This is a genomic window from Enterobacter sp. RHBSTW-00901, assembly GCF_014103115.1.
GTDB classification, from domain to species: Bacteria; Pseudomonadota; Gammaproteobacteria; order Enterobacterales; family Enterobacteriaceae; genus Enterobacter; species Enterobacter cloacae_P.
Genome location: NZ_JABXPB010000001.1, coordinates 1,929,997 through 1,956,386, shown reverse-complemented (window position 1 = coordinate 1,956,386; position 26,390 = coordinate 1,929,997). Strand labels below are relative to the sequence as shown.

The 26,390-nt window shown below is 54.1% G+C and carries 25 protein-coding genes; 14 read left to right on the top strand and 11 right to left on the bottom strand.

Annotated elements, in window-relative coordinates; genetic code table 11:
- Positions 1 to 40: 40 nt before the first annotated feature.
- The 3 genes from HV318_RS09335 to HV318_RS09325 form a co-directional block, all read right to left on the bottom strand.
- Positions 41 to 1,129 (bottom strand): ABC transporter substrate-binding protein, encoded by a 1,089-nt coding sequence (locus HV318_RS09335; protein WP_182272530.1) that lies wholly within the window; start codon positions 1,127 to 1,129, stop codon positions 41 to 43.
- Positions 1,130 to 1,297: 168 nt separating this feature from the next.
- Positions 1,298 to 1,999 (bottom strand): response regulator, encoded by a 702-nt coding sequence (locus tag HV318_RS09330; protein ID WP_182272529.1) that lies wholly within the window; start codon positions 1,997 to 1,999, stop codon positions 1,298 to 1,300.
- 3 nt (positions 2,000 to 2,002) lie between these two features.
- Positions 2,003 to 3,640: an ATP-binding protein gene (locus tag HV318_RS09325; protein WP_182272528.1), complete on the bottom strand. Its 1,638-nt coding sequence runs from the start codon at positions 3,638 to 3,640 to the stop codon at positions 2,003 to 2,005.
- Between the two features lie 179 nt (positions 3,641 to 3,819).
- Here HV318_RS09325 and yjdI point away from each other — a divergent pair, with 179 nt between their 5' ends.
- A complete protein-coding gene (gene yjdI, locus HV318_RS09320) occupies positions 3,820 to 4,050 on the top strand; it encodes a 4Fe-4S mono-cluster protein YjdI (RefSeq protein WP_182272527.1) in 231 nt (76 codons plus the stop codon).
- A 10-nt stretch (positions 4,051 to 4,060) separates the two neighbouring features.
- Complete coding sequence (locus tag HV318_RS09315; RefSeq protein ID WP_108367787.1) at positions 4,061 to 4,333, top strand: GNAT family N-acetyltransferase; 273 nt, start codon at positions 4,061 to 4,063, stop codon at positions 4,331 to 4,333.
- A gap of 36 nt (positions 4,334 to 4,369) precedes the next feature.
- Here HV318_RS09315 and HV318_RS09310 read toward each other — a convergent pair whose 3' ends face one another.
- Positions 4,370 to 5,599, bottom strand: coding sequence for an amino acid permease (locus HV318_RS09310; protein WP_182272526.1), 1,230 nt, complete (start codon positions 5,597 to 5,599; stop codon positions 4,370 to 4,372).
- A 119-nt stretch (positions 5,600 to 5,718) separates the two neighbouring features.
- Positions 5,719 to 6,180, bottom strand: coding sequence for a multidrug/biocide efflux PACE transporter (locus HV318_RS09305; protein WP_020687112.1), 462 nt, complete (start codon positions 6,178 to 6,180; stop codon positions 5,719 to 5,721).
- 101 nt (positions 6,181 to 6,281) lie between these two features.
- Here HV318_RS09305 and HV318_RS09300 point away from each other — a divergent pair, with 101 nt between their 5' ends.
- From HV318_RS09300 to HV318_RS09275, 6 genes are all read left to right on the top strand, one after another.
- Positions 6,282 to 7,148: a LysR family transcriptional regulator gene (locus tag HV318_RS09300; RefSeq protein ID WP_182272525.1), complete on the top strand. Its 867-nt coding sequence runs from the start codon at positions 6,282 to 6,284 to the stop codon at positions 7,146 to 7,148.
- Positions 7,149 to 7,240: 92 nt separating this feature from the next.
- The gene (locus HV318_RS09295) at positions 7,241 to 8,419 is read left to right on the top strand and encodes an acetyl-CoA C-acetyltransferase (RefSeq protein ID WP_182272524.1); all 1,179 of its coding nucleotides are present in this window, start codon (positions 7,241 to 7,243) and stop codon (positions 8,417 to 8,419) included.
- A gap of 266 nt (positions 8,420 to 8,685) precedes the next feature.
- Positions 8,686 to 9,447, top strand: coding sequence for a 2-dehydro-3-deoxy-D-gluconate 5-dehydrogenase KduD (gene kduD / locus HV318_RS09290; protein ID WP_182272523.1), 762 nt, complete (start codon positions 8,686 to 8,688; stop codon positions 9,445 to 9,447).
- A gap of 294 nt (positions 9,448 to 9,741) precedes the next feature.
- Positions 9,742 to 11,175 carry an arabinose-proton symporter AraE gene (gene araE, locus HV318_RS09285; RefSeq protein WP_275943688.1) on the top strand — a complete coding sequence of 478 codons (1,434 nt, stop codon included), beginning with the start codon at positions 9,742 to 9,744 and terminating at the stop codon, positions 11,173 to 11,175.
- Between the two features lie 291 nt (positions 11,176 to 11,466).
- The gene (wzz(fepE), locus tag HV318_RS09280) at positions 11,467 to 12,591 is read left to right on the top strand and encodes an LPS O-antigen length regulator Wzz(fepE) (RefSeq protein WP_182272521.1); all 1,125 of its coding nucleotides are present in this window, start codon (positions 11,467 to 11,469) and stop codon (positions 12,589 to 12,591) included.
- Positions 12,592 to 12,752: 161 nt separating this feature from the next.
- A complete protein-coding gene (locus HV318_RS09275) occupies positions 12,753 to 13,445 on the top strand; it encodes an aspartate/glutamate racemase (protein WP_182274567.1) in 693 nt (230 codons plus the stop codon).
- Positions 13,446 to 13,472: 27 nt separating this feature from the next.
- On the opposite strand, the gene HV318_RS09270 is transcribed toward HV318_RS09275, so the two are convergent.
- Positions 13,473 to 13,871, bottom strand: coding sequence for a winged helix-turn-helix transcriptional regulator (locus tag HV318_RS09270; protein WP_182272520.1), 399 nt, complete (start codon positions 13,869 to 13,871; stop codon positions 13,473 to 13,475).
- A gap of 190 nt (positions 13,872 to 14,061) precedes the next feature.
- Between HV318_RS09270 and HV318_RS09265 the strand changes: the two genes are divergently transcribed.
- Complete coding sequence (locus HV318_RS09265) at positions 14,062 to 14,610, top strand: flavodoxin family protein (RefSeq protein WP_182272519.1); 549 nt, start codon at positions 14,062 to 14,064, stop codon at positions 14,608 to 14,610.
- 19 nt (positions 14,611 to 14,629) lie between these two features.
- Here HV318_RS09265 and HV318_RS09260 read toward each other — a convergent pair whose 3' ends face one another.
- Complete coding sequence (locus HV318_RS09260; protein ID WP_182272518.1) at positions 14,630 to 15,562, bottom strand: LysR family transcriptional regulator; 933 nt, start codon at positions 15,560 to 15,562, stop codon at positions 14,630 to 14,632.
- 123 nt (positions 15,563 to 15,685) lie between these two features.
- On the opposite strand from HV318_RS09260, the gene lysA reads away from it, so the two are divergent.
- Positions 15,686 to 16,948 (top strand): diaminopimelate decarboxylase, encoded by a 1,263-nt coding sequence (gene lysA, locus HV318_RS09255; protein ID WP_182272517.1) that lies wholly within the window; start codon positions 15,686 to 15,688, stop codon positions 16,946 to 16,948.
- Here lysA and HV318_RS09250 read toward each other — a convergent pair.
- Positions 16,918 to 17,955: a LacI family DNA-binding transcriptional regulator gene (locus HV318_RS09250; RefSeq protein WP_182272516.1), complete on the bottom strand. Its 1,038-nt coding sequence runs from the start codon at positions 17,953 to 17,955 to the stop codon at positions 16,918 to 16,920. The genes lysA and HV318_RS09250 overlap by 31 nt on opposite strands.
- 266 nt (positions 17,956 to 18,221) lie before the next feature.
- On the opposite strand from HV318_RS09250, the gene HV318_RS09245 reads away from it, so the two are divergent.
- The gene (locus HV318_RS09245; RefSeq protein ID WP_182274566.1) at positions 18,222 to 18,698 is read left to right on the top strand and encodes a GNAT family N-acetyltransferase; all 477 of its coding nucleotides are present in this window, start codon (positions 18,222 to 18,224) and stop codon (positions 18,696 to 18,698) included.
- On the opposite strand, the gene galR is transcribed toward HV318_RS09245, so the two are convergent.
- Positions 18,659 to 19,675 (bottom strand): HTH-type transcriptional regulator GalR, encoded by a 1,017-nt coding sequence (galR, locus tag HV318_RS09240; RefSeq protein WP_182272515.1) that lies wholly within the window; start codon positions 19,673 to 19,675, stop codon positions 18,659 to 18,661. The two genes, HV318_RS09245 and galR, sit on opposite strands and share 40 nt — an antisense overlap.
- A 424-nt stretch (positions 19,676 to 20,099) precedes the next feature.
- Here galR and aas point away from each other — a divergent pair, with 424 nt between their 5' ends.
- The 3 genes from aas to HV318_RS09225 all read left to right on the top strand — a co-directional run bounded on the left by aas (position 20,100) and on the right by HV318_RS09225 (position 24,715).
- Positions 20,100 to 22,259 carry a bifunctional acyl-ACP--phospholipid O-acyltransferase/long-chain-fatty-acid--ACP ligase gene (gene aas, locus HV318_RS09235; protein ID WP_182272514.1) on the top strand — a complete coding sequence of 720 codons (2,160 nt, stop codon included), beginning with the start codon at positions 20,100 to 20,102 and terminating at the stop codon, positions 22,257 to 22,259.
- Positions 22,252 to 23,445 (top strand): lysophospholipid transporter LplT, encoded by a 1,194-nt coding sequence (lplT, locus tag HV318_RS09230; RefSeq protein WP_182272513.1) that lies wholly within the window; start codon positions 22,252 to 22,254, stop codon positions 23,443 to 23,445. Before aas ends, lplT begins: the two co-directional genes overlap by 8 nt.
- A gap of 127 nt (positions 23,446 to 23,572) precedes the next feature.
- A complete protein-coding gene (locus HV318_RS09225) occupies positions 23,573 to 24,715 on the top strand; it encodes an IS481 family transposase (RefSeq protein ID WP_524537210.1) in 1,143 nt (380 codons plus the stop codon).
- Between the two features lie 144 nt (positions 24,716 to 24,859).
- Here the strand turns inward: HV318_RS09225 and HV318_RS09220 are convergent, their stop codons facing one another.
- Together HV318_RS09220 and HV318_RS09215 are read right to left on the bottom strand one after the other, a co-directional pair.
- A complete protein-coding gene (locus HV318_RS09220) occupies positions 24,860 to 25,900 on the bottom strand; it encodes an NADP(H)-dependent aldo-keto reductase (RefSeq protein ID WP_182272512.1) in 1,041 nt (346 codons plus the stop codon).
- Between the two features lie 192 nt (positions 25,901 to 26,092).
- The gene (locus tag HV318_RS09215; RefSeq protein ID WP_114978579.1) at positions 26,093 to 26,311 is read right to left on the bottom strand and encodes a YgdI/YgdR family lipoprotein; all 219 of its coding nucleotides are present in this window, start codon (positions 26,309 to 26,311) and stop codon (positions 26,093 to 26,095) included.
- Positions 26,312 to 26,390: the final 79 nt, after the last annotated feature.

Below are 26,390 nucleotides of genomic sequence, written 5' to 3'. Positions count from 1 at the left end.
GTTGAACAGGAGCGCGGCGACATGCGCCGCGCTCAGATGCTTATTTGGCGGCGGCTGCACGCCACTGTTTGATGTAATCCAGACGTTTTTTCGGCTGCAGATATTCCAGCAGGCTTTCATCAACCGGGATCGGTTTCAGCGCAGTGCCCAGAATTTTGGTCAGACCGTCGATATCATTTTTACCTTCAATATCGTTACGAATGGACGGGATATCCGCCTGGTTTGCCAGAATGCTTTGCCCTTTTTCTGACAGGACATAATCCAGCCACAGCTTAGCGGCATTGCTGTTCTGCGCCTGCTGGCTGATGAAGGAAACGCGCGACAGAACCAGGGTGTAATCTTTCGGGTAGGCGATCCCAAGTGACGGATCGTTCTTCGCCCGGGCTTCAGCGTAGGAGCCCAGAATGTTAAAGCCAATCAGGTTTTCGCCCGATGAGACCCTCTCCATCATGGTACCGGTGGAGGACTGCACCGCTAAGCCGCCTTTGGCGACGTCAGCCAGCGTTTTGAAGTAGTTGGGATCGGCCTTGTGATCCTGCACGGAGAGCATGAAACCCAGACCCGACTTTTCGATGTCGTAGGTGGTGACTTTGCTCTTAAATTTGTCCGTCTGGCTGGCAATCAGTTTCGCCAGGGCTGCATGGGAATCCGGTACGTCACCCGCCGGGATCAACCGTTTGTTGTAGATGAATACGACCGGCTCGTAGGTGGTGCCATAAGCTTTATCATGCCAGACCGCCCATTTTGGCAACTGGCTTTGTTCCGGAGATTTGTACTCCATCGCGTAGTCGGTTGCGAGCTTCAGCCCGGTATCCATTGATGAGCTCCAGACCACATCGCCGCTACCGCCACCGGAGGCCTGTTCGCTGATAAAACGGTTGTACAGCTCGGTGCTGTTCATGTCGTTGTATTCAACTTTAATGCCGGGGTAAGTCTTTTCGAAGCCCTCGATCAGCGGCCCGGCGGCTTTGGTATCGGTGGTGGAATAGATAACCACCTTGCCCTCTTTGGTCGCGGCATCCACGACTTTTTGATACTCAGCAGGGTAGCCCTGCGGCAAAGCAGACATTGCGGAGGTTGAAATCAGTACAGTAGCGGTAAGCAGAGAAATTCGGAAAGTGTTCGACATTATAATTAACCTTTTAGTTACATTTGAGGAACTAATGGTCAACATAGCTTATGGGTTAGGGCAAACAATAGGGTGATGAGGGTTCCGGTTCTGAAGTGTGATTGTCGGCGTTGTTTCGGCAATTAACACCATTAAATCCGCGAACATTCGCCAGCGAACGGTTTCGGTTTATGCCTTATCGGGGGCTTTACGATACAGCCTTCTGGGGTGACCAATGTTGCCATACAGCATTTCGATGCTGATAAATCCGCTTTCCACACAATATTCCAGATAGCGACGCCCCGTGGTTTTACTGATCCCAACGCTCTCCACCACCTCTTCCACCGACATCGTGCTTTCGGGGTTATCGGCGAAAAATCGCTTAATACGTTCCAGCGTGTTGGGTTCAATTCCCTTGGTGGAGGGGGCAAGGGAAGACTCTGCGGCGGGCAGATTAAACAGGCGATCCAGAGCATGCTGGTCGACAACCTTAACCTGTTGCACGGTGTGGATGAAGCGCATAAACCGCTCCAGAGAGGCGTGCAGGCGCTGGAAAAAGACGGGTTTAATCAGATAGTCAAACGCGCCGCTGCGCATGGCATGGCTACAGGTTTGCATGTCGCTGGCGGCGGTGATGAAAATGACTGAGCATTCAAAACTTTTCAGCAGCGGATGGTCGATTAACTCCACGCCCTTACCGTCCGGGAGATAGTTATCCAGCAGGATAAGCCGCGGCTGATGTTGGCGGATCAGGCTATGCGCCTGTTCAATCGACGTGGCTATGCCGACCACGCGCAGGTGAAAATTCTGCTCGATATACTCACGATGCAGTTCTGCAAGGTGCGGTTCATCCTCAACAATCACAACATCTAGTGGTCGGGTCGTGGTCATACGTTAGCCCTGCCGAACGGGTTGATAGTAGGGAATAAACACAGAGAAAACGGTGCCCTGCGGGGTGTTATCGGTGATTTCTATACTGCCGCCCGCCTTATCGACATATCCTGCCACCAGAAACAGACCGATACCATGCTCTGCGCCCACTAATTCGTTACTGCTTTCCGGTTTACTGCTGAATCCCTGCCTGAAGATATGGGGCTTCATGGCGTCATCCACTCCACAACCCCGATCGGCCACCTCTATCAGCAACTCCTGGTTCCTGTCGGAAATATAGAGTTCGACGGGGGCGGGAACCGGGGCTTTCAGGGTCGCATCCACGGCGTTATCCAGCAGGTTGCCAATCACGGACACCAGTTCCGTTTCGGTGAGGGTACCGGGCATTCGGGTGAGATGGCAGGCGGGGTCAAACAGCAGCTCAATGCCTTTTTCCCGTGCGCTGACGTACTTTCCCAGCAGCAGTCCGCACAACGTCGGGGAGGCGAAATGGGCAGAGACGAAGTCCAGCACTCTTTGTGCCCCTTCCGATTGTACCTGGATGTAACGGATCGCTTCGTCATAATGTTTCATCTGCAACAACCCGACGAGTGTTGCTGTCCAGTTCAGCTGTTCATGGCGCATGATGCGCAGGTTATCCGCATAGCGTTTGATCTGGCTTAGCTGACTACTGAGGGTGTTAATGTCGTTTTTGTCGCGAAAGCTATAGACCCAACCACTTTCGACACCCGGCTCCACCTCAATCGCCACGCGGTTGACGATCACCTCACGCTGGTTAAATACCGCAACCTGGTCGTGGCTGCCGCGGCTTACTGAGGCATAGCGTTGAGATAAAAAGCCCGGTGGCGTTTGCAGAACATCCTCCAGCGGTTTGCCAATAAGCTCTTCCTCGCTTTGATGAATGTCCAGCAGCTCTCTGGCAGCACGGTTAATTAACATCAGCTGCTTTTCATTGTTGACCGCAAATACCCCTTCATACATAGCCTCAAGCAACGCTTTTTGCTGCAACACCAACTGGGCGATATCTTTCGGCTCAAGCCGGAACATCTGCTTTTTAAGATTACGGGTGAACAGCCAGGAGAAAATAAACAGTAACAATAAAAGACCAATACCATATAACCCGGACTGCCAGAGAATATGGGCATTAATATTGGCAATATACGAGGTCAGATAACCGACCGAGACAATTCCAATCACCTGATGTTGGGCATTAAAAATAGGGGCCTTGCTGCGTAATGAAACCCCAATGCCTCCCTGGCGCACGGATATAATCGTTTTTCCCTTTAATACCTCGGCATTATCCCCACCAATCATGGGTAAATTCAGGCGTTCCGGCGATTCTGAGTGATACAGATGCTGCTCCTGGGTATCGCCAATGACAATATAACTGGCATCACTTTCAGCACGCAGCGGCTGAATTAAACGGGCAATACCGGGTATATCTCTGGCTGTGACTTTTTCAGCAAGACCTGGCATTAACGCTATTTCACTGGCCTGCACGCGGGCGCGCTGACCCAGATCGTGGTGCAACTGCCGGTCAATAAAATGAAACAGGATGGTTCCCAGCAAAGCCAATAGCAGGCAGGAAAAGCACACCAGCGCTAAAAAGAGCTTCACCTGAAAAGAGAATCTGCGTTTCATTACAACCTGCAAAAGCCATAGAAAAGGACAACGTTTATGGAGCCTAACATGCAGCCATGTCAGGTGTAATTGGGCAAAAGCAGAGTTGTGAGCTGGCTTTTCGTTTTCGGTGTTATAGCCATCGGGATCCCGTAAGGCTATGCTTCATTCAGCACGATAATAACGACAGAGGCAATGTTATGGATAAAGATTTACTGGAAGCAGGATACCGGGCCTATACCGGGGAGAAAATCGACGTCTATTTTAATACCGGGATCTGCAAACATTCAGGAAACTGCGTACGCGGCAGCGCGGCGTTGTTCAACCTGAAGCGTAAACCGTGGATTGTGCCTGATGAAGTGGATGTGGCAACCGTCATCCGCGTGATTGATACCTGCCCGAGTGGTGCGCTGAAGTACCGTCAAAAATAAGCGAGGAACCATGAATATTCTGGAAGGCCATAACAAGTTTTATGTGAACGATGCAGAAGGAAATCAGGTCGCGGAGATTGTCTTCGTACCGACCGGTGAGCACCTGAGTATCATCGAACATACCGATGTTGACCCGAGCCTGAAGGGGCAGGGAGTCGGTAAGCAACTGGTGGCGAAAGTGGTGGAAAAAATGCGCGGTGAGAACCGTAAAATCATCCCGCTGTGCCCGTTTGCTAAGCATGAGTTTGATAACACCCGGGAATATGACGATATTCGTGCGTAAAGCACGCGCCCGGCATGACGCCGGGCACAATGACGATTAACCCACAAACATCACCGACACGCACAATACGCCAACGATCAGCGTCAGCAGGTTGCCGATGGAGCGATACTGTCTCAGGGACGGGATCAGGTATGTCGACAACGTCGGCATGATAAACAGGATCAAGGCGATAAGCGGGCCGCTAATGGCGTAAATCATTGAGATAGCATTCGGGTTGATGCAACACACCGTAAAGGTGATCACCGATACGCCAAGAATCGACACGGCGCGGTTAAAGGCGCGGCTCTTCTTCACACCCACCTGATGTAGCGACGATTTCACTATCTCCGTTGCCCCTTCAATCACCCCAAAATAGGTGCCGAGGAATGATTTTGACATCGCAATAATCGCCACAATCACCCCGGAAATGCCCAGCCAGGCTGGAGAAGAGGGCATCATAGACAGCGCCGACAGGATCGTCACGCCTTCCTCTTTTGCTGCCACGATGTATGACGGCGGAATAGACAGCAGGCAGCTAAATACAAAGAACAGCACGCTCAGACAGATGATCAGGTATGCCACCTTCATGATTTTCTTGCATTTGCTGATGGCATCTTCGCCGTACTTCTCGCGACGGTCGACGACGAACGTCGAGATAATCGGGGTATGGCTAAAAGCGAAAACCATCACCGGGATCGAAATCCATACCTGATGCAGCGTATGTTGGTTGAACGCCATCTGGCTGGTGAGCAGCGAGGGTTGCCAGCTTCCCGTCAGGTACAGCGAAACAAACAGGAAATAGGCGATCAGCGGAAATACCAGGAACCCCATCACTTTTATCGTGATATGTCGTCCCATCAGGAAGATCAGGTTCAGGACCAGCACCACGCCAAAGCTGACCAGCACCCGCACGGGGGTATCCACCGTCATCCGTTTTGCCAGTTGCTCGGTTAGCGAGTTGGTTATTGCCACGGCGTAAATCAACACCACCACAAAGAAGGCGATGAAATAGAGTGTCGTGATCAGATTGCCGATTTTCTTGCCGTAGTAATGGGAAACGGCTCCGGTGATCCCTTCATTCCCTTTTGTTTTCGACGACAGGATAAATTGTGCCAGCGCTCTGTGTGGCCAGTAGGTTAATGGGTAGGCCACAAGGGCAGTGATAAGCAGGACAATCGCGCCTGCGGAGCCAAGCTGAATGGGCAAGAACAGCGTTCCCGCGCCCACGGCTGTACCATAGAGGGCGAAACTCCAGAGAGTCTCTTCTTTTGACCAAATTTTAGACATTAGAGCAACGCATCAACCAGAAAACCAACACAAAGGAGTGCAATTTACCATAATTATGAGCTGAGAGCGCAGTTGCTTCGAAGGTGTCTGGCCGGAGCGGGCGTCCGGCCAGAGAGGGATTAGCCTGCGAGGGCGCGTCGTTGCTGGCGACGCTTGAGAAATTTCTCGCGTAGGGTGTCGTAGGCCCAGTTATAGAACATGGTGTACGGCAGGAAGAACAGGAAGAAACCTATTTCCAGTGTGAATGCCTGAAGCAACGTGACGCCCAGAACGGCGGCAACAATGGACACACCGATCACAATAAACCCGCACTCAAACCCCAGCGCATGCAATGCGCGAACTTTTGCCGTACGTTTTACCCGCTGTACTGGCCAGAAACGGTCAAAACCGAAGTTATAGATAATGTTCCAGAGCATCGCCGTGGTTGCCAGAATAATGGTCAACCCTCCCATTTCGACAACGGAACGTTGCATTAACCACGCTGCCGTTGGGGCAAGGATCGCCGTGGCAATGCCTTCGAAACAGACGGCATGAAAGATCCGCTCTGGCAATTTACGTTGGAGTGCATCCTGATGCTGCATAGTGACCTCATTAATTCGCCAGTATGGGCGGTGTTGTGGCCTATTTTTATTGTTAAAGATGATATATAAAAGATAGTATCCATCGATAAAATAGATACATCATGCGCTATTCTCCCGAAGCCCTCATTGCGTTTGTCGAAACGGTTTCTGCTGGCTCTTTTTCCGCCGCCGCGCGCCGCCTGCGAAAAAGCCAGTCCACTATCAGTACCTCAATTGCGAACCTGGAAGCTGATCTGGGGTTTGAGCTGTTTGACCGCTCGGCGCGCCAGCCAGTCTTAACCGCTCAGGGTGAACAGGTGCTGGGCTATGTACAGTCGATCCTTGCCGCCAGTGCGCGGCTTGATGAGCTGGCGGTGTCGCTCACGGCACAAACGGAGGCTCGCCTGACGTTTGTGCTTTCCGATACGCTCAACCCGGACGTGCTGGAAGATCTCATGAACCAGTTCGATCGACGTTTTCCACATACGGAATTCGAATGCCTGATTGGTGAGGAAGAGGACGTTATCGATCTGCTGCAGAAGGAAAGGGCGCAGATTGGGCTGACGGAAGCACGAGACAGCTACCCTCCCGGGATTGGGGTCACACGGCTTCCGATGCAGACCCGGATGGCCATTTATGTCTCTACCACCCATCCCCTGGCAGAACAACACGAAACTCAGGCCGGTGAGCTGCACGGCTGGCGTGAACTGCGGCTGAATACCTACCTGGAGCGTGAACCCTCGCTGGCGCGAGGGCCTGTCTGGTCAGCACCGAATTACCTGTTACTCCTGAGTATGGCGGTGCAGGGATTTGGCTGGTGCGCGTTGCCGTGTGCGCTGGTGGATGAATTTGCCGCCGCGAAATCACTGGTGCAACTGAATGTTCCCGGCTGGCCGAGAACCATTGCCATCGATCTGCTGTGGAACAAGCGATCCCCGCCAGGCGTCGCCGGAAGCTGGTTGCGCCAGTATTTGCAGGATGCACGCTAATCCTGTGACTAAACTCACTTTTTATAAACAATTGCGTCAACTATCGATAACAATACTCTACTATCGTCATGTCATTTAACACAGAGGTCGTGATGAAAGATGTCGTTATAGTGGGTGCGCTGCGTACAGCTATCGGCTGTTTTCAGGGGTCGCTTGCGCGCCACTCGGCTGTTGATCTGGGTAGCGTGGTGGTTAAAGCGCTGGTGGAACGCAGTGGGATCGCAGCACATGAAATTGATGAGGTGATCCTGGGCCAGGTTCTGACTGCCGGAGCCGGGCAAAACCCTGCCCGACAGGCGGCGCTGAAAGGCGGCCTGCCCAATACCGTATCCGCGATTACCATCAACGACGTCTGTGGCTCTGGTTTAAAAGCGCTGCATCTTGCCACGCAGGCCATTCAGTGTGGCGAGGCAGATGTCGTGATTGCGGGCGGGCAGGAGAACATGAGCCGCGCACCGCACGTATTGACCGACAGCCGTACCGGCGCACAGCTGGGAAACAGCCAGCTACTCGACAGCCTGGTACATGACGGCCTGTGGGATGCATTCAATGACTACCATATGGGCGTGACGGCAGAGAACCTGGCGCGTGAGTACGGCATCAGCCGTGAACTCCAGGACGCCTGGGCGCTGAGTTCACAGCAAAAAGCCCGTGCCGCGATTGATTCCGGGCGTTTTCGCGATGAGATTGTCCCTGTCAGCACCCTGCGTCAGAATGGCGAAGCCGTTACGGTAGATACCGACGAGCAGCCTCGCACCGACGCCAGTGCCGAAGGGCTGGCAAGGCTTAACCCGGCATTTGAAACGCTCGGTTCGGTTACGGCGGGCAATGCCTCTTCCATTAATGACGGTGCAGCGGCCGTGATGATGATGAGCGAAAGTAAAGCCCTGGAACTGGATCTTCCTGTGCTGGCGCGCATTAAAGCGTTTGCCAGCGTGGGCGTTGATCCTGCGTTAATGGGGATCGCACCCGTTTATGCTACCCGCCGCTGTCTGGAGCGCGCAGGCTGGCAGCTTGAGGATGTGGATCTGCTGGAAGTCAACGAAGCCTTTGCCGCTCAGGCGATTTCGGTTGGCAAAATGCTGGAGTGGGATCCGCTGCGGGTGAATGTTAACGGTGGTGCGATCGCACTGGGTCACCCTATCGGCGCGTCTGGCTGCCGGATCCTGGTATCATTGGTTCACGAAATGAAAAAGCGTAACGCCCGCAAGGGGCTGGCGACGCTGTGTATCGGTGGCGGACAAGGCGTCGCGTTAGCCATCGAGCGTTAATTCCTCGCAACATCACTCTTCATGCCGGGTCAGCGTGAGCATCACCCGGCAAAAGCATGCCCAAAAACCAACAGCATCCTCCTTAATAACCGTGATCAAAATGCTATTTTCAGCATGTTTAAATGCAAAAATGAAACATTGTTTTAAATTGAGTTGAAAACATATTTTGCTGTGGATACTATGTGTTTACCAACAAAATGGAACGCTGTTTCGTTAATTTTTCTTTTGGTTACGATCGACTGGTGCTGAAAGAGTAAGGAGCCAACATGATTCTCGATGCATTTTCTCTGCACGGTAAAGTGGCGGTGGTTTCCGGTTGTGATACCGGCCTGGGTCAGGGGATGGCATTAGGTCTGGCGGAAGCGGGTTGCGATATCGTGGGTATCAACATTGTTGAGCCAACTGAAACCATCGGGCGCGTGATCGCGCTGGGTCGCCGTTTCCTGAGCCTGACCGCCGACCTGCGTAACATCGACGCGATCCCGGCACTGCTGGAACGTGCTGTCGCGGAATTCGGTCATATCGACATTCTGGTGAACAACGCTGGTTTAATTCGTCGTGAAGATGCGATCGACTTCAGCGAACGCGACTGGGACGACGTGATGAACCTGAACATCAAGAGCGTGTTCTTTTTGTCTCAGGCGGCAGCGAAGCACTTCATCGCTCAGGGGACAGGCGGCAAGATCATTAACATTGCTTCCATGCTCTCCTTCCAGGGCGGGATCCGTGTACCGTCTTACACCGCGTCAAAAAGCGCCGTCATGGGCGTGACCCGTTTGCTGGCGAATGAGTGGGCGAAGCACAACATTAACGTCAACGCGATTGCTCCGGGCTACATGGCAACCAACAACACCCGGCAGCTGCGGGCTGATGAGCAGCGTAACGCGGAAATCCTCGACCGTATTCCGGCTGGTCGCTGGGGTTTACCGGGCGATCTGATGGGGCCGGTTGTGTTCCTGGCATCTCCGGCATCTGACTATATCAACGGCTACACCGTGGCGGTTGACGGTGGATGGCTGGCACGCTAATTCCGTTTTCAGACAGAACCTCTGCCTCCGCGTGGAGGTTTTTTTTGCTCAAAAATCGTCATAGTCCATATCTGTAAAGATGAAAAATCCATACCAAAAAATCATATATGACGTAAATCACAAATTTAATTATTAAAAATAAACACGTTAATAAAAACAGGTGAATATTCATCATTAGTTGAAATTGTAATGTCCATCACAGAACGCTACATGGCAGTCAAATAATCCATGTTTTCACGAATTACGGCCTGACACTTTTTCTCGCTATCTCGTAATTTCAGTGGACAAATTTCGCTGTTCAGGCAGGAAACTATGACCTCTATAAATGACTCTACCCTCATGCCCGGCGTACTGCGTGATACCCGCCGCATGAATCAATTTGTCTCTATTGCGGCAGCCGTGGCCGGTTTACTGTTCGGTCTGGATATCGGCGTCATTGCCGGGGCGCTGCCGTTTATTACCGACCACTTTACGCTGAGCAGTCGCCTGCAGGAGTGGGTGGTGAGCAGTATGATGCTCGGTGCGGCTATTGGGGCGCTGTTTAACGGCTGGCTCTCGTTCCGTCTGGGGCGTAAATACAGCCTGATGGTAGGGGCGATCCTGTTTGTGGCTGGCTCTATTGGCTCCGCGTTTGCGGCAAGTATTGAAATATTGTTGCTTTCCCGCGTGTTGCTCGGCGTGGCGGTGGGGATTGCCTCCTATACCGCTCCTCTGTATCTCTCTGAAATGGCGAGTGAGAACGTGCGCGGCAAGATGATCAGTATGTATCAGCTGATGGTGACGCTTGGTATTGTGCTGGCATTTTTGTCCGACACCTACTTCAGCTACAGCGGTAACTGGCGTGCGATGCTGGGTGTACTGGCGCTGCCTGCACTGTTGCTGATTGTGTTAGTGGTTTTCCTGCCGAACAGCCCGCGCTGGCTGGCGCAAAAGGGCCGTCACGTGGAGGCAGAGGAGGTGCTGCGTATGCTGCGTGATACCTCTGAAAAAGCACGTGACGAGCTGAGTGAAATCCGCGAAAGCCTGAAGCTGAAACAGGGTGGCTGGGCGCTGTTTAAGATCAACCGCAATGTACGCCGTGCGGTGTTTCTCGGTATGTTGCTGCAGGCGATGCAGCAGTTTACCGGGATGAACATCATCATGTACTACGCGCCGCGTATTTTCAAAATGGCCGGTTTTACGACCACGGAACAGCAGATGATCGCCACGCTGGTGGTGGGGCTGACCTTTATGTTCGCGACTTTTATTGCGGTGTTCACCGTCGATAAGGCCGGGCGTAAACCGGCACTGAAAATTGGTTTCAGCGTGATGGCGATCGGCACGCTGATCCTCGGCTACTGCCTGATGCAGTTTGATAATGGCACTGCATCCAGCGGGCTTTCCTGGCTCTCCGTTGGTATGACCATGATGTGTATTGCCGGTTATGCAATGAGCGCCGCGCCGGTGGTGTGGATCCTGTGCTCTGAAATTCAGCCGCTGAAATGCCGTGACTTCGGCATCACGTGTTCCACCACCACTAACTGGGTGTCGAACATGATCATAGGTGCGACGTTCCTGACGCTGCTGGATGCAATTGGCGCGGCGGGTACCTTCTGGCTCTACACGGTGCTGAACGTGGCGTTTATCGGAATTACGTTCTGGCTGATCCCGGAAACCAAAGGCGTCACGCTGGAACATATCGAACGTAAGCTGATGGCAGGGGAAAGGTTGAGGAATATCGGCGTGTAATTTTATTGCCCGGCGAAGCAGCGCTCGCCGGGTTTTTTTTATCTCTGCAGCAGATGTGCCGTGCCCGTTTATTCTCCGCTGAACGTCAGTGTTACTTCATTTAACTTTATTTAATGACGTTATTTTTCCGTTATCCTGACGACATGCCATCAAGGGATTTACTACAAATTCTGATAGGTGGCACATAGTTAGACTTATCCGGCATTCAGATAATTCTTATTATCTTGTATTATTCTGATTCCATGAACCAGTCAGGCAGAAATTTACTGCACCCTCAAAAGTAGAACAGTTATGTCAGCTATGGATTTCAAAAAAAACACGGACCTCGATTTTCCCCACTATGCCATCCCGGCAGCCAATACTAAAGAGATAGATCTTCTGGGATTGTTGCACGTCCTGCTGGCGGCAAAAAAACGTATTATCGCCATTGCCTTTACCTTCGCGCTGGTAGGTCTGGTCATCACGTTTCTGATGCCGCAAAAATGGACCAGTAAAGCCGTGATCACCCCGGCAGAACAGACCCAGTGGAACCCGCTGCGCCAGATGATGGTTGAGCTACAGGTGCTCGGTGTAGACGCAAAAATTTCACGCCCGGATGTGTTTAATCTGTTCATCAAAAGGTTTCAGTCGCAGTCGCTGCTGGAAGAGTACATGAAGAACTCACCGTACGTGATGTCTCAGTTAAAAGGCACTGATATTGATCCGCTGGAGCTGCACCGTGCGGTGGTGAACATCGCAGAAAAAATGACAGCAACGGATAACGTCCAGGCAAAAGATGCTGATAAAGCACCTTATGTCTCCTGGACGCTGAGTTTCTCCGCTCCGACGGCGGGTGATGCTCAGACGGTTCTCGACGGCTACATTGACTATATCTCCCGCATGGTAGAGCAGGAGACGATGCAGAACATTCGTAATCAGATCGTGTTGAAAACGAAAGAGGTACAGCAGCAGCTGGAACTGGATCGTGTGCGCCTGACGAATATTCATAATACTAACCTGCAGCGTCTTAACTACTCGCTGGAAGTGGCCAACGCGGCGGGTATCAAGAAGCCGGTCTACAGCAATGGCCAGGCAGTCAAAGACGACCCGGATTACTCTGTTGCGCTCGGTGCTGACGGTATTGCGCAAAAGCTGCAGATTGAAAAAAATCTGAAGGATATCTCTGAACTGAATGCAGACTTCCAGAACCGTGAATACTATCTGACTCAGCTGCAAAAGCTCTCCTTTAAAGACATCACGCTTGAGCCGTTTAAATACCAGCTCTCTCCTTCCATGCCGGTGAAGAAAGATGGCCCGGGTAAGGCCTTAATTGTGCTGCTGGCGGGGATTCTGGGCGGTTTTTTTGCCTGTGGCAGCGTGCTGCTACGTGACGCCATGCGCTCACGCGATGCACTTCTGGAGCCAGTGGCAGAATAATTCTGTGGTGATGAAAAAAGGGCGCTGAATACAGCGCCTTTTTTTATCCGGGGAAGCGCCAGCCGGATAAATCAGGCGGGTTGCAAAAGCGGTGACGGGACAAAGAGCTGGAAACGCGATCGCAAGTTTGCTTCACTGGGATAAACGCATAAGGAGGGATGATGAAAACGATCGGCCTGTTAGGTGGGATGAGCTGGGAATCAACAATCCCTTATTACCGCCTGATTAATGAAGGGGTGAAGCAGCGTCTTGGTGGCCTGCACTCCGCCAGCCTGTTGCTGCACAGCGTGGATTTCCACGAAATTGAAGCCTGCCAGTCGAGTGGCGAGTGGGAAAAAGCCGGGGAGATCCTGGCGCAGGCGGCGCTTGGGCTGGAACGTGCCGGAGCCGAAGGCATTCTGCTCTGCACTAACACCATGCATAAAGTGGCGTCACAGATAGAAAACCGCTGCTCGCTGCCGTTCCTGCATATTGCCGATGCGACGGGACGCGCGATAAGCGCATCAGGGATATCACGCGTGGCGTTGTTGGGTACGCGCTACACGATGGAGCAGGATTTCTATCGTGGGCGGTTGAGCAGCCAGTTTGGTATCGAAAGCCTGATCCCGGAAGAAGCCGACAGAGAACGCATTAATCAGATTATTTTTGACGAACTTTGTCTGGGCACTTTCAGCGGATCTTCCCGTGCCTGTTATGTCCGCGTGATTGAGAAACTCGCACAACAGGGTGCAGAAGGGGTCATTTTCGGCTGTACGGAAATTGGTTTGCTCGTACCGGCTGAGCAAAGCCCGATTCCGGTATTTGATACCGCTGCCATTCATGCTGCCGACGCCGTCGAATTTATGCTCTCCTGAGCGGGCTTGCGCCGGGTATGTCCCGGCTCAGGCCTGCGCGTTGGCGGCGTCGTAAGCTGATTGCGCCGCGACAATCGCATCCATATTACTTTCCACCCAGTGCGCCAGTACGGTGACCGTTTCGGTTAAGGCCTGCCCGAGCGGTGTCAGGCTGTATTCCACTGTCACCGGCACCGTCGCGAAAACTTCCCGCGCAACCAGCCCGTCACGTTCCAGCTTGCGCAGAGACTGGGTCAGCACCTTCTTGGTGATCCGCTGAATATCGCGTTGCAGCTGATTAAAGCGCATCGGCCCGTTCTGGAGACGCGCAAGGATCAACAGCGCCCACTTATCGGCAATACGCGCCAGCACATCGCGTGTCGGGCAGCGTTCATCGAACACGTTATAAGGAGGCATCTCCTTTTTCAGTATTGCAGTATCAGTCATGGTGGTTCCCTCAAGGTAACCAGGTGAGGTAAAGGTGCCTTCTTACACCCGCGTTTGTTTGCGTGTATAAAACGACTTAAGGTTTCTATTTGATACCAGGGAACCGAAAATGGCAACTGACTCGCAGAGTAATGTCCGGACATATTTAATCGTTTGATTAACAAAGTAATATTGCATCAGGAGAGATACGATGAGCGTTGTAGTTATCTATTATTCTGGCTACGGCCACACCAAACGCGTTGCTGAAACGGTCGCAGAGGGTGCGCAGGCTGAACTGATCGCGATTGACAGCAATGGCGATATTCAGGAAAGCGACTGGCAAAAACTGAATGATGCGAAGGCAATCATTTTTGGCGCGCCAACCTACATGGGGAGCGTACCGTGGCAGTTTAAAAAGTTTGCTGATGCGACCTCTAAAGCCTGGTTCGTACGTAGCTGGCAGGACAAAGTCTTTGCTGGCTTCAGCAACAGCGCAAGCCTGAATGGTGATAAGCAAGTCTCGCTGCAATACCTGCAAACGCTGGCTTCTCAGCACGGCGGGATTTGGGTGAGCCTGGGTCTGCCACCGTCGAACACTCAGGCGGCAACCCGCCAGGATATCAATAACCTGGGCGGTTCTGTTGGACTGCTGGTACAGTCTCCGTCAGATGCAGACGCAGGTGCCATTGCGTCAGGCGATCTGGATACTGCAGTGAAATTTGGTGCGCGTGTGGCTGCGGTCGCAAAACGTTTTAACTGAGTCTTATGATGCCCGCCGTTTAGTCGGGCGTCTTTTCAAGCACCTTCTCCAGCTGTCCGGTCAGCGCAGATACTCCCCCTTGCAGATGCTCACTGAACGCGTCCACCAGCGCGGAAGCCGGGCGATGCAGCGGGCGGATCAGGCTCACGGTAAAAGGTACTGAAACGCTAAAACGGCGAACCACAATTCCGCTACCCGCGTAATCCAGCGCCGTGAGCGGATTGACCACCGCGACCCCAACCCCGGCGCGCACCATTGCGCAAATTGAGGCGGCACTGTGCGTTTCCACCACCATCCGCCGTTTCACCTGATGCTCGGCAAAGAGCGTGTCCAGCAGCTGTCGGTAGCTGTCGGTCTGGGAGAGGCTAATGTAGTTTTCACCGTGGAAATCAGCCGGCGTCAAAACGCGTTTGCGGGCAAGTGGATGCCCGGCAGGCAGTACGCAGACCTCATCTAACGCGAGCAGTTCTGCACGCTGTGTTCCCGCTGGTGTGGCGAGGGTCTCGGTCAGACCCAGATCGTGGCGCTGAGCGGAGAGCCACTCTTCAAGCAGCGGTGACTCCTGCGGCACGATGGTGAGGTTTACCTCAGGATAACGGGTCAGAAAAGGCTGTATCAGCATCGGCAAAAACGACTGCGAAAAGACGGGCAGGCAGACAATGGACAGCTCGCCCTGGCGAAACTCGCGCAGGCTTTCTGCCGCGCTGACGATCCGATCCAGCCCGTACCAGGATCGCTGAACTTCCTCGAACAAACGCAACCCTTGTACCGTCGGGTGCAGCCTGCCGCGCGTGCGTTCAAACAGCTTCAGCCCCAGCACCTTTTCGAAACGCGCCAGCTCGCGGCTGACTGTCGGCTGCGAAGTGTGCAGCATCTGTGCGGCCTCGGTGAGATTGCCGGTAGTCATCACGGCGTGAAAAATCTCGATATGGCGTAAGTTGACGGCTGGCATGGCGCACCTGAGGGTTGAGGGCTATCCATATCATTTTTGCATAGACTCACGATAAAACGATATTTTTTATTCTCTTTGTGCTGTGGCGTAATCAGTAAAAATTGTGACGACCCGGAGAAGACCATGCCACGCCCGCTTAACCAGACCGATACCGATTTGAACGCCGACAACCTGCTGCGTCTGCCTGCCGAATTTGGCTGCCCGGTGTGGGTCTATGACGCGCAGATCGTGCGCGAGAAGATTGCCGCGCTACATCAGTTTGACGTGGTGCGTTTTGCTCAGAAGGCATGTTCCAATATTCATATTCTGCGCCTGATGCGCGAGCAGGGTGTGAAGGTTGACTCCGTTTCGCTGGGAGAAATCGAGCGTGCGCTGGCGGCCGGGTTTGATCCGAAGACCGACAGCGATGCGATTGTCTTTACCGCCGACCTGATCGACGATGCAACGCTTGCGCGCGTACATGAGCTGCAGATCCCGGTTAACGCGGGTTCTGTGGATATGCTGGAACAGCTCGGACAGGTTTCGCCTGGCCATCGCGTCTGGCTGCGTGTCAACCCGGGTTTTGGTCACGGCCATAGTCAAAAAACCAATACCGGTGGCGAAAACAGCAAGCACGGGATCTGGTACAGCGATCTGCCAGCCGCCCTTGAGGTGTTGCAGCGTTACAACCTGACGCTGGTGGGTATTCATATGCACATTGGCTCCGGTGTGGATTACGGTCACCTTGAGCAGGTATGTGGCGCGATGGTACGCCAGGTTGTCGACTTTGGTCAGGATCTGGAGGCGATCTCTGCCGGTGGTGGTCTTTCTATTCCTTACCGCGAAGGTGAAGAGGCGATCGATACCGATCACTACTACGGATTGTGGAGCACCGCGCGCGATAAAATTGCCGCCCATCTGGGTCATGCAGTGAAGCTGGAGATTGAACCGGGCCGTTTCCTGGTGGCAGAGGCCGGTGTGCTGGTGGCGCAGGTACGCAGCGTGAAAGAGATGGGATCGCGCCATTTCGTTCTGATTGACGCAGGCTTCAATGATCTGATGCGTCCGTCCATGTACGGCAGCTATCACCACATTACAGCGCTGGCTGCCGATGGCCGTGATTTAACCCACGCGCCGCGCGTTGAGACGGTCGTCGCTGGCCCGCTGTGTGAATCTGGTGACGTGTTTACCCAGCAGGAAGGGGGCAAAGTGGAAACCCGCGCGCTGCCAGAAGTGAAGACGGGTGATTACCTGGTGCTGCACGATACTGGAGCTTACGGGGCGTCTATGTCGTCTAACTACAATAGCCGCCCGCTGCTGCCGGAAGTGCTGTTTGATAACGGTGTGGCGCGACTGATCCGTCGTCGCCAGACCATTCAGGAGTTGCTGGCGCTGGAACTCGTCTGATCAAAATACGGCCCCGTTGTGACCGAGTCGCGTAATACCAGCGTGCCGGTAAACGGTGGGATCGCTTCAACCGGCTGGTTTTTTGCCAGCCGGATAGCCTGATCGATGGCCGTGACAATCATATTGTCGATGGGCAGATAAACCGACGAGAGCGCAGGCTCCAGCCATTTGGCGCAAGGCGCATCATCGAAACCAAACAGCGAAATATCCTGTGGGATCCGCCGCCCGGCCTGGTGTAAGGCTTTGGACGCACCCAGCGCCATATCATCGTTACAGGCAAACAGGGCGCTAAACGGAACATTTTCGGCAATAAGCTCCTTGCACAGCTCATACCCCTGGGTCATACCCGCATCGCCGTATTTGATCAGCCGCTCGTCCAGACGAATGCCGTGCTTCTCCAGCGCTTTACGGTAGCCCATCAGACGCGCTTTCCCGGTTGGCGTGTGAATAGGAACGGTGATACAGGCGATCTCACGGTGGCCCTGGTTTATCAGATAATCCACGGCTTTAAAGGCCGCATCCTGCTGTTCGAAGAAGACGCAGCGATCGGCTGCCTGGCTGACTTCGCGGTTAATGACCACCAGCGGCGTCTGCACGGAATTCATCAGCTTCATGATCGTCTTTTCGCTCATGTACCGCGTGTAGAGCACGATGGCATCGCACTTGCGATCGGCCAGCATCTGCACCGCCTGTTCTTCCTGCTCGGGGGCGTCGTGACCGTCGGTGACGATCAACTGCTTTCCGTGCGTCTCGGTCTGCCGCGAAGCCTGCTGCAGCAGGCGACCAAAGTAAAAACCGTCGAAGGTGGAGACCACCAGACCAATGCTGTTGCTGGTCTGGTTGGCAAGCGACTGCGCGAGAAAATTCGGGCGGTAGCCCAGCTCTTCCATCGCCGCGAACACCTGCTGACGCGTACTCTCTTTAACCTGACCTGTGCCGTTCAGTACGCGCGATACCGTGGCTTTAGACACGCCCGCCCGTAGTGAGACATCCAGCATTGTTGCCATTAGAAATTCCTGCTTCCACGTAATGGTCTGCAGTTTAACACAGACCATCCGGCGCATAAGCGATGCGGGAAGGGCAAAATCCCCATCACGATCACGCTTTTCGGTAACGATCCGTCAGCCGGGAATAAATGACGGAATGTGGCATGCCAAAATGCTATAACTCATCGCCTGTAATCTCTCTGGCGGCGTTGGGTTCGTCGTCACAGAATCGCGCCTCTCTGAGGCCACCTTTTCAAACCAGCACCTGGTTTTCGGGGAAAAATGAAGTGAATATTCTGCCGTTGTACGCCGCACCACAGTATGCGGAACAGGTTATCGACTGGATCTGGCACGCCTTTGGTGACGGGCTGCCCCGGGAATTTTTCCAGAGTATTGTTGAGCACAGTCAGACGCCGGGCGCATTACCACTGACCTTTATTGCCGTTGAGGGCGAACAGCTTCTCGGTACCGTGGGGCTCTGGCGCTGCGATCTCATTACCCGTCAGGATCTTTATCCCTGGCTGGCGGCACTGTATGTGGATGAAACGGCGCGAGGAAAAGGGCTGGCGGGGCAACTTCAGCAGCATGTCATCGCCTGTGCCGCGCGTATCTGGTATACCGAGCTACACCTTTGGTCTGCCTGCCGTGACTTCTACGAACGTTACGGCTGGCAGTACATCGGCGATGGGCTGGAATACCCGGATAAAATGGTACACCTTTATCGCTATTCGTTAGATGTCTCAGCGGGTTGTACCACGGAGTGACGGCGTACTAAGGTTGGACTGAACAGATGCGTAATATCCGGCGGCTGGCGTTTTTCCGCCAGTGCCAGCGCCAGCTCCGCAGCCTGCGTTGCCATCGTGACAATCGGGTAGCGGACGGTGGTCAGGCGAGGGCGTACGTAGCGTGAAACCAGCACATCATCGAAGCCAATAAGGGAAATTTCCGCCGGAACCTCAATCCCGTTGTCATTTAACACCCCCATTGCGCCAGCGGCCATCGAGTCGTTATAGCTGGCAACTGCGGTAAAATTCCGCCCGCGCCCCAGCAGCTCCGTCATTGCCTGTTCGCCACCGCTTTCATCTGGTTCACCATACGCGACCAGGCGGTCATTGCATGGCAGACCGTTTTCACGCAGGGCATCGTAGTAGCCCCGCAGACGGTCTTCCGCGTCGGAAATAGAATGGTTAGAGCAGAGATAGCCGATACGGGTATGGCCTTGTTGAATCAGATGGCGGGTGGCAAGCCAGGCACCGTAGTGGTCGTCGAGTGCCACGCAGCGTTTCTCAAACCCGGGAATAATACGGTTGATTAATACCATACCGGGGATTTGTTTCATCAGATGAATCAGTTCGTCATCGGGGAGCATTTTGGCGTGGACAACCAGCGCAGCGCAGCGGTGGCGGATCAACTGCTCAATGGCCTGACGTTCTTTTTGTTCATTATGGTAGCCATTGCCGATCAGCAAAAAATTGCCTGTCTGATAAGAAACCTGTTCAACGGCCTTAACCATTGCGCCGAAAAAAGGGTCAGAGACATCGCCCACTACCAGCCCGATGGTGTCTGTCGACTGCTGAGCAAGCGCACGGGCGTTAGCATTGGGGTGGTAGTTCAGGGTTTCCATCGCGTTCTGTACTGCCTGGCGTGATGCGTCACTGGCTTTTGGGGAGTCGTTTATCACGCGTGAAACAGTCGCAACGGAAACACCAGCCAGACGAGCTACATCCTTAATTGTCGCCATTTAATACCTTCTTAGTAGGGGTAAGCGTTTACACACTCGCTAGTGTTGCGGAAAAGTAATGTGCATTCAAGGGGAGTGGGTTTTCACAATCGACAAACGTGACGCAGAACACCCCCGGCAGTGTAAGCGTTACACGGGTAACCATGTCAAAATAATGTCAATCCGAACCTTTAGTTACACTTTGCCTCAGGCTGTTGCGATTGTCTGATAGCGAGAATGACGACGGGATTGATAGAGTCGAGATCCCAGAGGTATTGATTGGTGAGAATTCTTAGTACGCATCTCGTACTCATCTCTTGCACCAACCTGCGCGGATGCGCAGGTTTTTTTTCGTCCTGTTTTAGCTATCGCTCCTGCTGCACTTCTCGTGTAATCTGCCACCATTTAACGTAGCCCTTCACACTGGTTGGCAAAGGGAGTTGAGATGCTTTTTGGGTTCTTCCGTATACTTTTCCGTATTCTCTTTCGTATCCGTGTCACTGGCGATGCTCAGACGCTTCGCGGCGAACGCATACTCATCACACCTAACCATGTTTCTTTTATCGACGGCATTTTACTGGCGCTGTTTCTGCCCGTGCGCCCGGTGTTTGCGGTCTATACCTCAATCAGCCAGCGGTGGTTTATGCGCTGGCTGGCACCGTTGGTTGATTTTGTGCCGCTCGACCCGACAAAACCGATGATGATCAAACATCTTGTGCGCCTGGTTGAGCAGGGGCGTCCGGTGGTGATTTTCCCGGAAGGGCGTATTTCGGTAAGCGGTTCGCTGATGAAAATCTACGACGGCGCGGGGTTTGTCGCGGCGAAGTCAAAGGCAACCGTCGTGCCACTGCGTATTGAAGGTGCGGAGCTTAGCCATTTCGGTCGCCTGAAAGGGCTGGTGAAACAGCGCCTGTTCCCGAAAATTACCCTGCATATTCTGCCGCCAACGTCACTGCCGATGCCTGAAGCGCCGCGTGCGCGCGATCGCCGTAAAATCGCCGGTGAAATGCTGCATCAGATTATGATGGAAGCGCGTATGGCCGTTCGCCCGCGTGAAACGCTGTATGAATCTCTGCTGTCGGCACAATATCGCTATGGCGCGAAGAAAAACTGTATTGAAGACATCAACTTTACGCCAGATACCTATCGCAAGCTGCTGGCCAAAACACTGTTTGTGGGCCGTATTCTTGAGAAATACAGCAAGAAGGGCGAAAAGATTGGCCTGATGCTGCCTAATGCGGGGATCAGCGCGGCAGTGATTTTCGGCGCGGTTTCTCGTGGCCGTATTCCGGCGATGATGAACTACACGGCAGGTGTTAAAGGGCTGACCAGCGCCATCACTGCGGCACAAATCAACACTGTCTTCACCTCCCGCCAGTTCCTGGACAAAGGCAAGCTGTGGCACTTGTCGGAGCAACTGACCCAGGTTCGCTGGGTCTTCCTTGAAGATCTGAAAGCGGACGTTACGACGGGTGACAAGCTGTGGATTTTTGCTCATCTGATGATGCCTCGTCTGGCACAGGTTAAACAGCAGCCGGAAGATGACGCGATTATCCTCTTTACCTCCGGCTCTGAAGGCAACCCAAAAGGGGTTGTTCACAGCCACAAGAGCATTCTGGCAAACGTAGAGCAGATCAAAACCATTGCTGACTTTACGGCGAATGACCGTTTTATGTCGGCGCTGCCGTTGTTCCACTCCTTTGGCCTGACGGTCGGTCTCTTTACTCCGCTCCTGACTGGCGCAGAAGTGTTCCTGTATCCAAGCCCGCTGCATTACCGCATTGTGCCGGAGCTGGTGTATGACCGTAACTGCACCGTGTTGTTCGGGACGTCAACCTTCCTCGGTAACTATGCTCGTTTTGCTAATCCGTATGACTTCTACCGCGTGCGGTATGTGGTGGCCGGAGCGGAAAAACTGCAGGACAGCACGCGTCAGATTTGGCAGGACAAGTTTGGCCTGCGTATTCTGGAAGGTTATGGCGTCACAGAGTGCGCACCCGTGGTATCCATTAACGTGCCGATGGCGGCGAAACCGGGCACGGTTGGCCGCATTCTGCCGGGGATGGACGCGCGCCTGCTGGCGGTACCGGGCATTGAGGATGGCGGGCGTCTGCAGTTGAAAGGGCCAAACGTGATGAACGGTTATCTGCGGGTGGAAAACCCGGGCGTGCTGGAAGCGCCGACGGCAGAAAACGTTAACGGGGAAATTGAGACAGGCTGGTATGACACGGGCGATATTGTTCGCTTCGACGAGCAGGGCTTCGTGCAAATCCAGGGGCGGGCAAAACGCTTCGCCAAAATTGCCGGTGAAATGGTTTCTCTGGAGATGGTTGAACTGCTGGCGACGGCGGTATCCGCCGACAAACTGCATGCGACGGTTGTGAAGAGCGATGCCAGCAAAGGTGAGGCACTGGTGCTTTTCACCACCGACAGCGAGCTTAAACGTGACAAGTTGCTGCAATATGCGCGCGAGCACGGCATCCCTGAGCTGGCGGTGCCGCGTGATATTCGCTACCTCAAACAGCTTCCGGTGTTGGGTAGCGGTAAGCCCGACTTTGTGACCCTGAAAGGCATGGTTGAACAGGCGGAACAGCAAAATGCGTGAGTCAGTACACACTAACACTTCACTCTGGTCAAAGGGCATGATGGCGGTGATTGCCGCCCAGTTTCTCTCTGCTTTTGGTGACAACGCCCTGCTGTTTGCTACCCTGGCGCTGTTGAAAGCCGAGTTTTACCCCGACTGGAGCCAGCCGATCCTCCAGATGGTGTTTGTGGGTGCTTACATTATTTTTGCGCCGTTTGTGGGGCAGGTGGCGGACAGCTTCCCGAAAGGCCGGGGGATGATGTTTGCTAACGGCCTGAAGCTGCTGGGCGCGGCCAGTATCTGTTTTGGCTTCAACCCGTTTATCGGCTACACGCTGGTGGGCGTTGGCGCTGCGGCTTACTCCCCGGCGAAGTATGGCATCCTGGGGGAGCTGACGACCGGTGATAAGCTGGTGAAAGCTAACGGTCTGATGGAGTCTTCCACTATCGCGGCGATCCTGCTCGGCTCTGTCGCGGGGGGCGTGCTGGCTGACTGGCACGTGCTGGTGGCGCTGGGCGTTTGTGCGGTGGTGTATGGCGGGGCGGTCATTGCCAACCTGTTTATCCCGAAACTACCGGTAGCACGTCCTGGTCAGTCCTGGCGTTTTACGCCGATGACCGGCAGCTTTTTCAACGCCTGCCGTGTATTGTGGCGTAACGGTGAAACGCGTTTCTCGCTGATGGGCACCAGTATGTTCTGGGGGGCGGGTGTCACGCTGCGCTTCCTGCTGGTACTGTGGGTGCCGGTGGCGCTGGGCATCACCGACAATGCCACACCGACCTATCTTAATGCGATGGTGGCTATTGGGATCGTCGTTGGTGCGGTAGCGGCGGCAAGGCTGGTGACGCTGGATACCGTTGCCCGCTGCATGCCGGCGGGGATCCTTATTGGAGTGGTGGTACTTCTTTTCTCGCTGCAACACGCACTACTGCCCACGTACGCACTGTTGATCCTGATTGGTATCCTGGGCGGTTTCTTCGTGGTGCCGCTGAATGCGCTGTTACAGGAGCGTGGAAAGCAGACCGTCGGGGCGGGTAATGCCATTGCTGTGCAGAACCTCGGCGAAAACATGGCCATGCTGTTGATGCTGGGGCTTTATTCTCTGGCAGTGAAAGTGGGTGTACCAGTGGTAGGCATTGGCGTCGGGTTCGGGGCGCTGTTTGCGCTGGCGATTGCCGGATTGTGGGTCTGGCAGCGTCGCCGTTGATATGTGCGGCCTGATGCCCTCACCCTAACCCTCTCCCCTGTACAGTCCGGGGACATAGTGAACACTTGTTCGGGGACATGGTAGACACTTACAACTAAGGCATAAGAACCCGTTTATGGAGTCACTTATGCCCTGGGATGCGAGAGATACCATGTCATTACGTACCGGGTTTGTTTTGTTTGCCTCGCAGGACGGGGCGAACATCCGTTCCCTGTGCCGTCACTACGGCATTTCGCCTGCCACTGGCTATAAGTGGCTTCAGCGCTGGGCTCAGGAAGGCGCATCCGGCCTTCTGGACCGGCCCCGTATACCTCATCATTCCCCGAACCGCTCATCTGATGACATCACAGCTCTGCTGCGCATGGCACATGACCGTCATGAACGCTGGGGCGCACGCAAGATTAAGCGCTGGCTGGAAGACCTGGGGCACTGCATGCCCGCTTTCAGCACCGTCCATAACCTGATGGCCCGCCACGGTCTGCTGCCGGGCGTTTCACCGGGCATTCCGGCCTCAGGGCGGTTCGAACATGATGCGCCCAATCGCCTCTGGCAGATGGATTTTAAGGGACACTTTCCCTTTGGTGGTGGCCGCTGTCATCCGCTCACCCTGCTGGATGACCACTCCCGCTTTTCCCTGTGCCTGGCACACTGCACCGATGAACGGCGTGAGACCGTACAGCAGCAGCTGGTCAGCGTGTTTGAACGCTACGGTCTGCCGGACAGGATGACGATGGATAACGGAGCGCCGTGGGGCGACACCACCGGCATCTGGACGGCACTGGAGCTGTGGCTGATGCGCCTGGGTATCCGGGTGGGGCACTCCCGGCCATATCATCCGCAGACACAGGGCAAGCTGGAGCGTTTTCACCGCAGCCTGAAGGCGGAAGTGTTGCAGGGGAAGTGGTTCGCGGACAGCGGTGAACTGCAGCGTGCATTTGAACACTGGCGCACCGTCTATAACCTTGAACGACCGCACGAGGCGCTGGGTATGAACGTTCCGGCCTCCCGGTATCAGCCGTCCGCACGACAGTACAACGGCAACACAATCCCACCGGAATACGATGAGGGGGTGATGGTCAGGAAAGTCGATATCAGCGGGAAGCTGAGCGTGAAAGGAGTCAGTCTGAGCGCAGGCAAGGCGTTCAGGGGGGAACGGGTAGGGCTGAGGGAAACACAGGAAGACGGCTGTTATGACGTGTGGTGGTACAGCACGAAAGTGGGGGTGATCGACCTGAAGAAAAAGTCGATCACCATAGGTAAAGGATGTTAAAAAGTGTTCACCATGTCCCCGAACACCTGTCTACCATGTCCCCGGACCGTACACCCCAAAGGGGCGAGGGAATGATGTGCTGCCACATTAATTTGTGGGGAACCCTCAGCAAAAACGGCAACAGAGTTGCCGTTTTTGCGTTTATTACGGGGCCGGATAGGTATAAACCTGATGCACCGCTTCAATCTCCGCTAACACCTCTTCGCTCAGGTTCAGATGGAAACTCTCGATGTTGGTTTTCAACTGTTCCATTGTTGTCGCACCCAGCAGGGTGCTGGCAACAAACGGCTGACGGCGCACGAAGGCCAGTGCCATCTGTGCGGGATCAAGACCGTGACGCTTCGCGATATCAACGTAGGCTGCAACGGCTTTCTGGGTCAGCTCACTGCTGTATCGGGTGAAGCGGCTGAAGAGGGTGTTACGCGCACCGGCAGGTTTCGCGCCGTTCAGGTATTTCCCCGTGAGCGTACCAAAGCCCAGGCATGAGTAAGCGAGCAACGGCACTTCTTCATACTGTGTCACTTCGGCCAGACCCACTTCGTAGCTGCGGTTCAGCAGACTATAGGGGTTCTGGATAGTGGCGATGCGCGGCAGATCGTGCTTATCTGCCAGGTGCAGATAACGCATCACGCCAAAGGCCGTTTCGTTAGAGACACCAATGTAGCGGATCTTACCCGCACGCTGGCACTCCGTCAGCGCTTCCAGTGTTTCCAGCAGGGTCACGACCGGTGCGCTCTCATTCCAGCTGTAGCCGAGCTTACCGAAGCAGTTGGTTGGACGCTGCGGCCAGTGAACCTGGTAGAGATCGAGATAATCGGTTTGCAGGCGCTTCAGGCTGGCATCCAGCGCGGCGCGGATATTCTTGCGATCGAGGATCTGATTTGGACGGATCCCGGCATCGTTGTTGCGCGCGGGGCCGCTGACTTTCGAGGCCACAATCAGCTTTTCGCGGTTACCGCGTTTTGCCAGCCAGTTACCCACGTAGGTTTCGGTTAACCCCTGCGTCTCCGGGCGTGGAGGTACGGGATACATCTCTGCAACATCAATCAGGTTAATCCCCTGGCTGACGGCATAATCGAGTTGTGCATGGGCATCGGCTTCGCTGTTTTGTTCACCAAATGTCATCGTGCCCAACCCCAGTTGACTTATCTCCAGAGCGCTGTGGGGGATACGGTGATAAAGCATAGTCGACTTCCTTCAATAGACATGTAGATACGTCATCCATCAAGCTGACTTGCTGTCCTGATGCAACTTGAATGATTTTGTGTACAGACCGCGTCAGGAACCTCCCGACAAAGGAATATAAACATGGCAGAGGGGAAGCAAAAGGGGAAGGAAAAAATCAAAAAGGCCAGCAAGCCACTGACCTTTATCTGTTTATCGCTCGATAATTTGCGAAACTTCGTCACGGTTGATTTGCATTTTATTTCCTTCCTGGTCGCGGTAGCTCACCAGTCCGGTATCATCGTCGACTTCGGGTTTGCCGTCGGTCAGGATCATCCTGCCATCCTTCGTCGCCATAACGTAATCGCTGCTACAGCCCGATACTGCAAACGCTAAACCGACTGCTGAAATTAACACTGCCCATTTTTTCATCGTTATCGTCCTCACCTGGCTTGTATCACATCATAGTGTAGTAATAACCCGATATTCCGACAGGAGGAAGCAGTAAAAT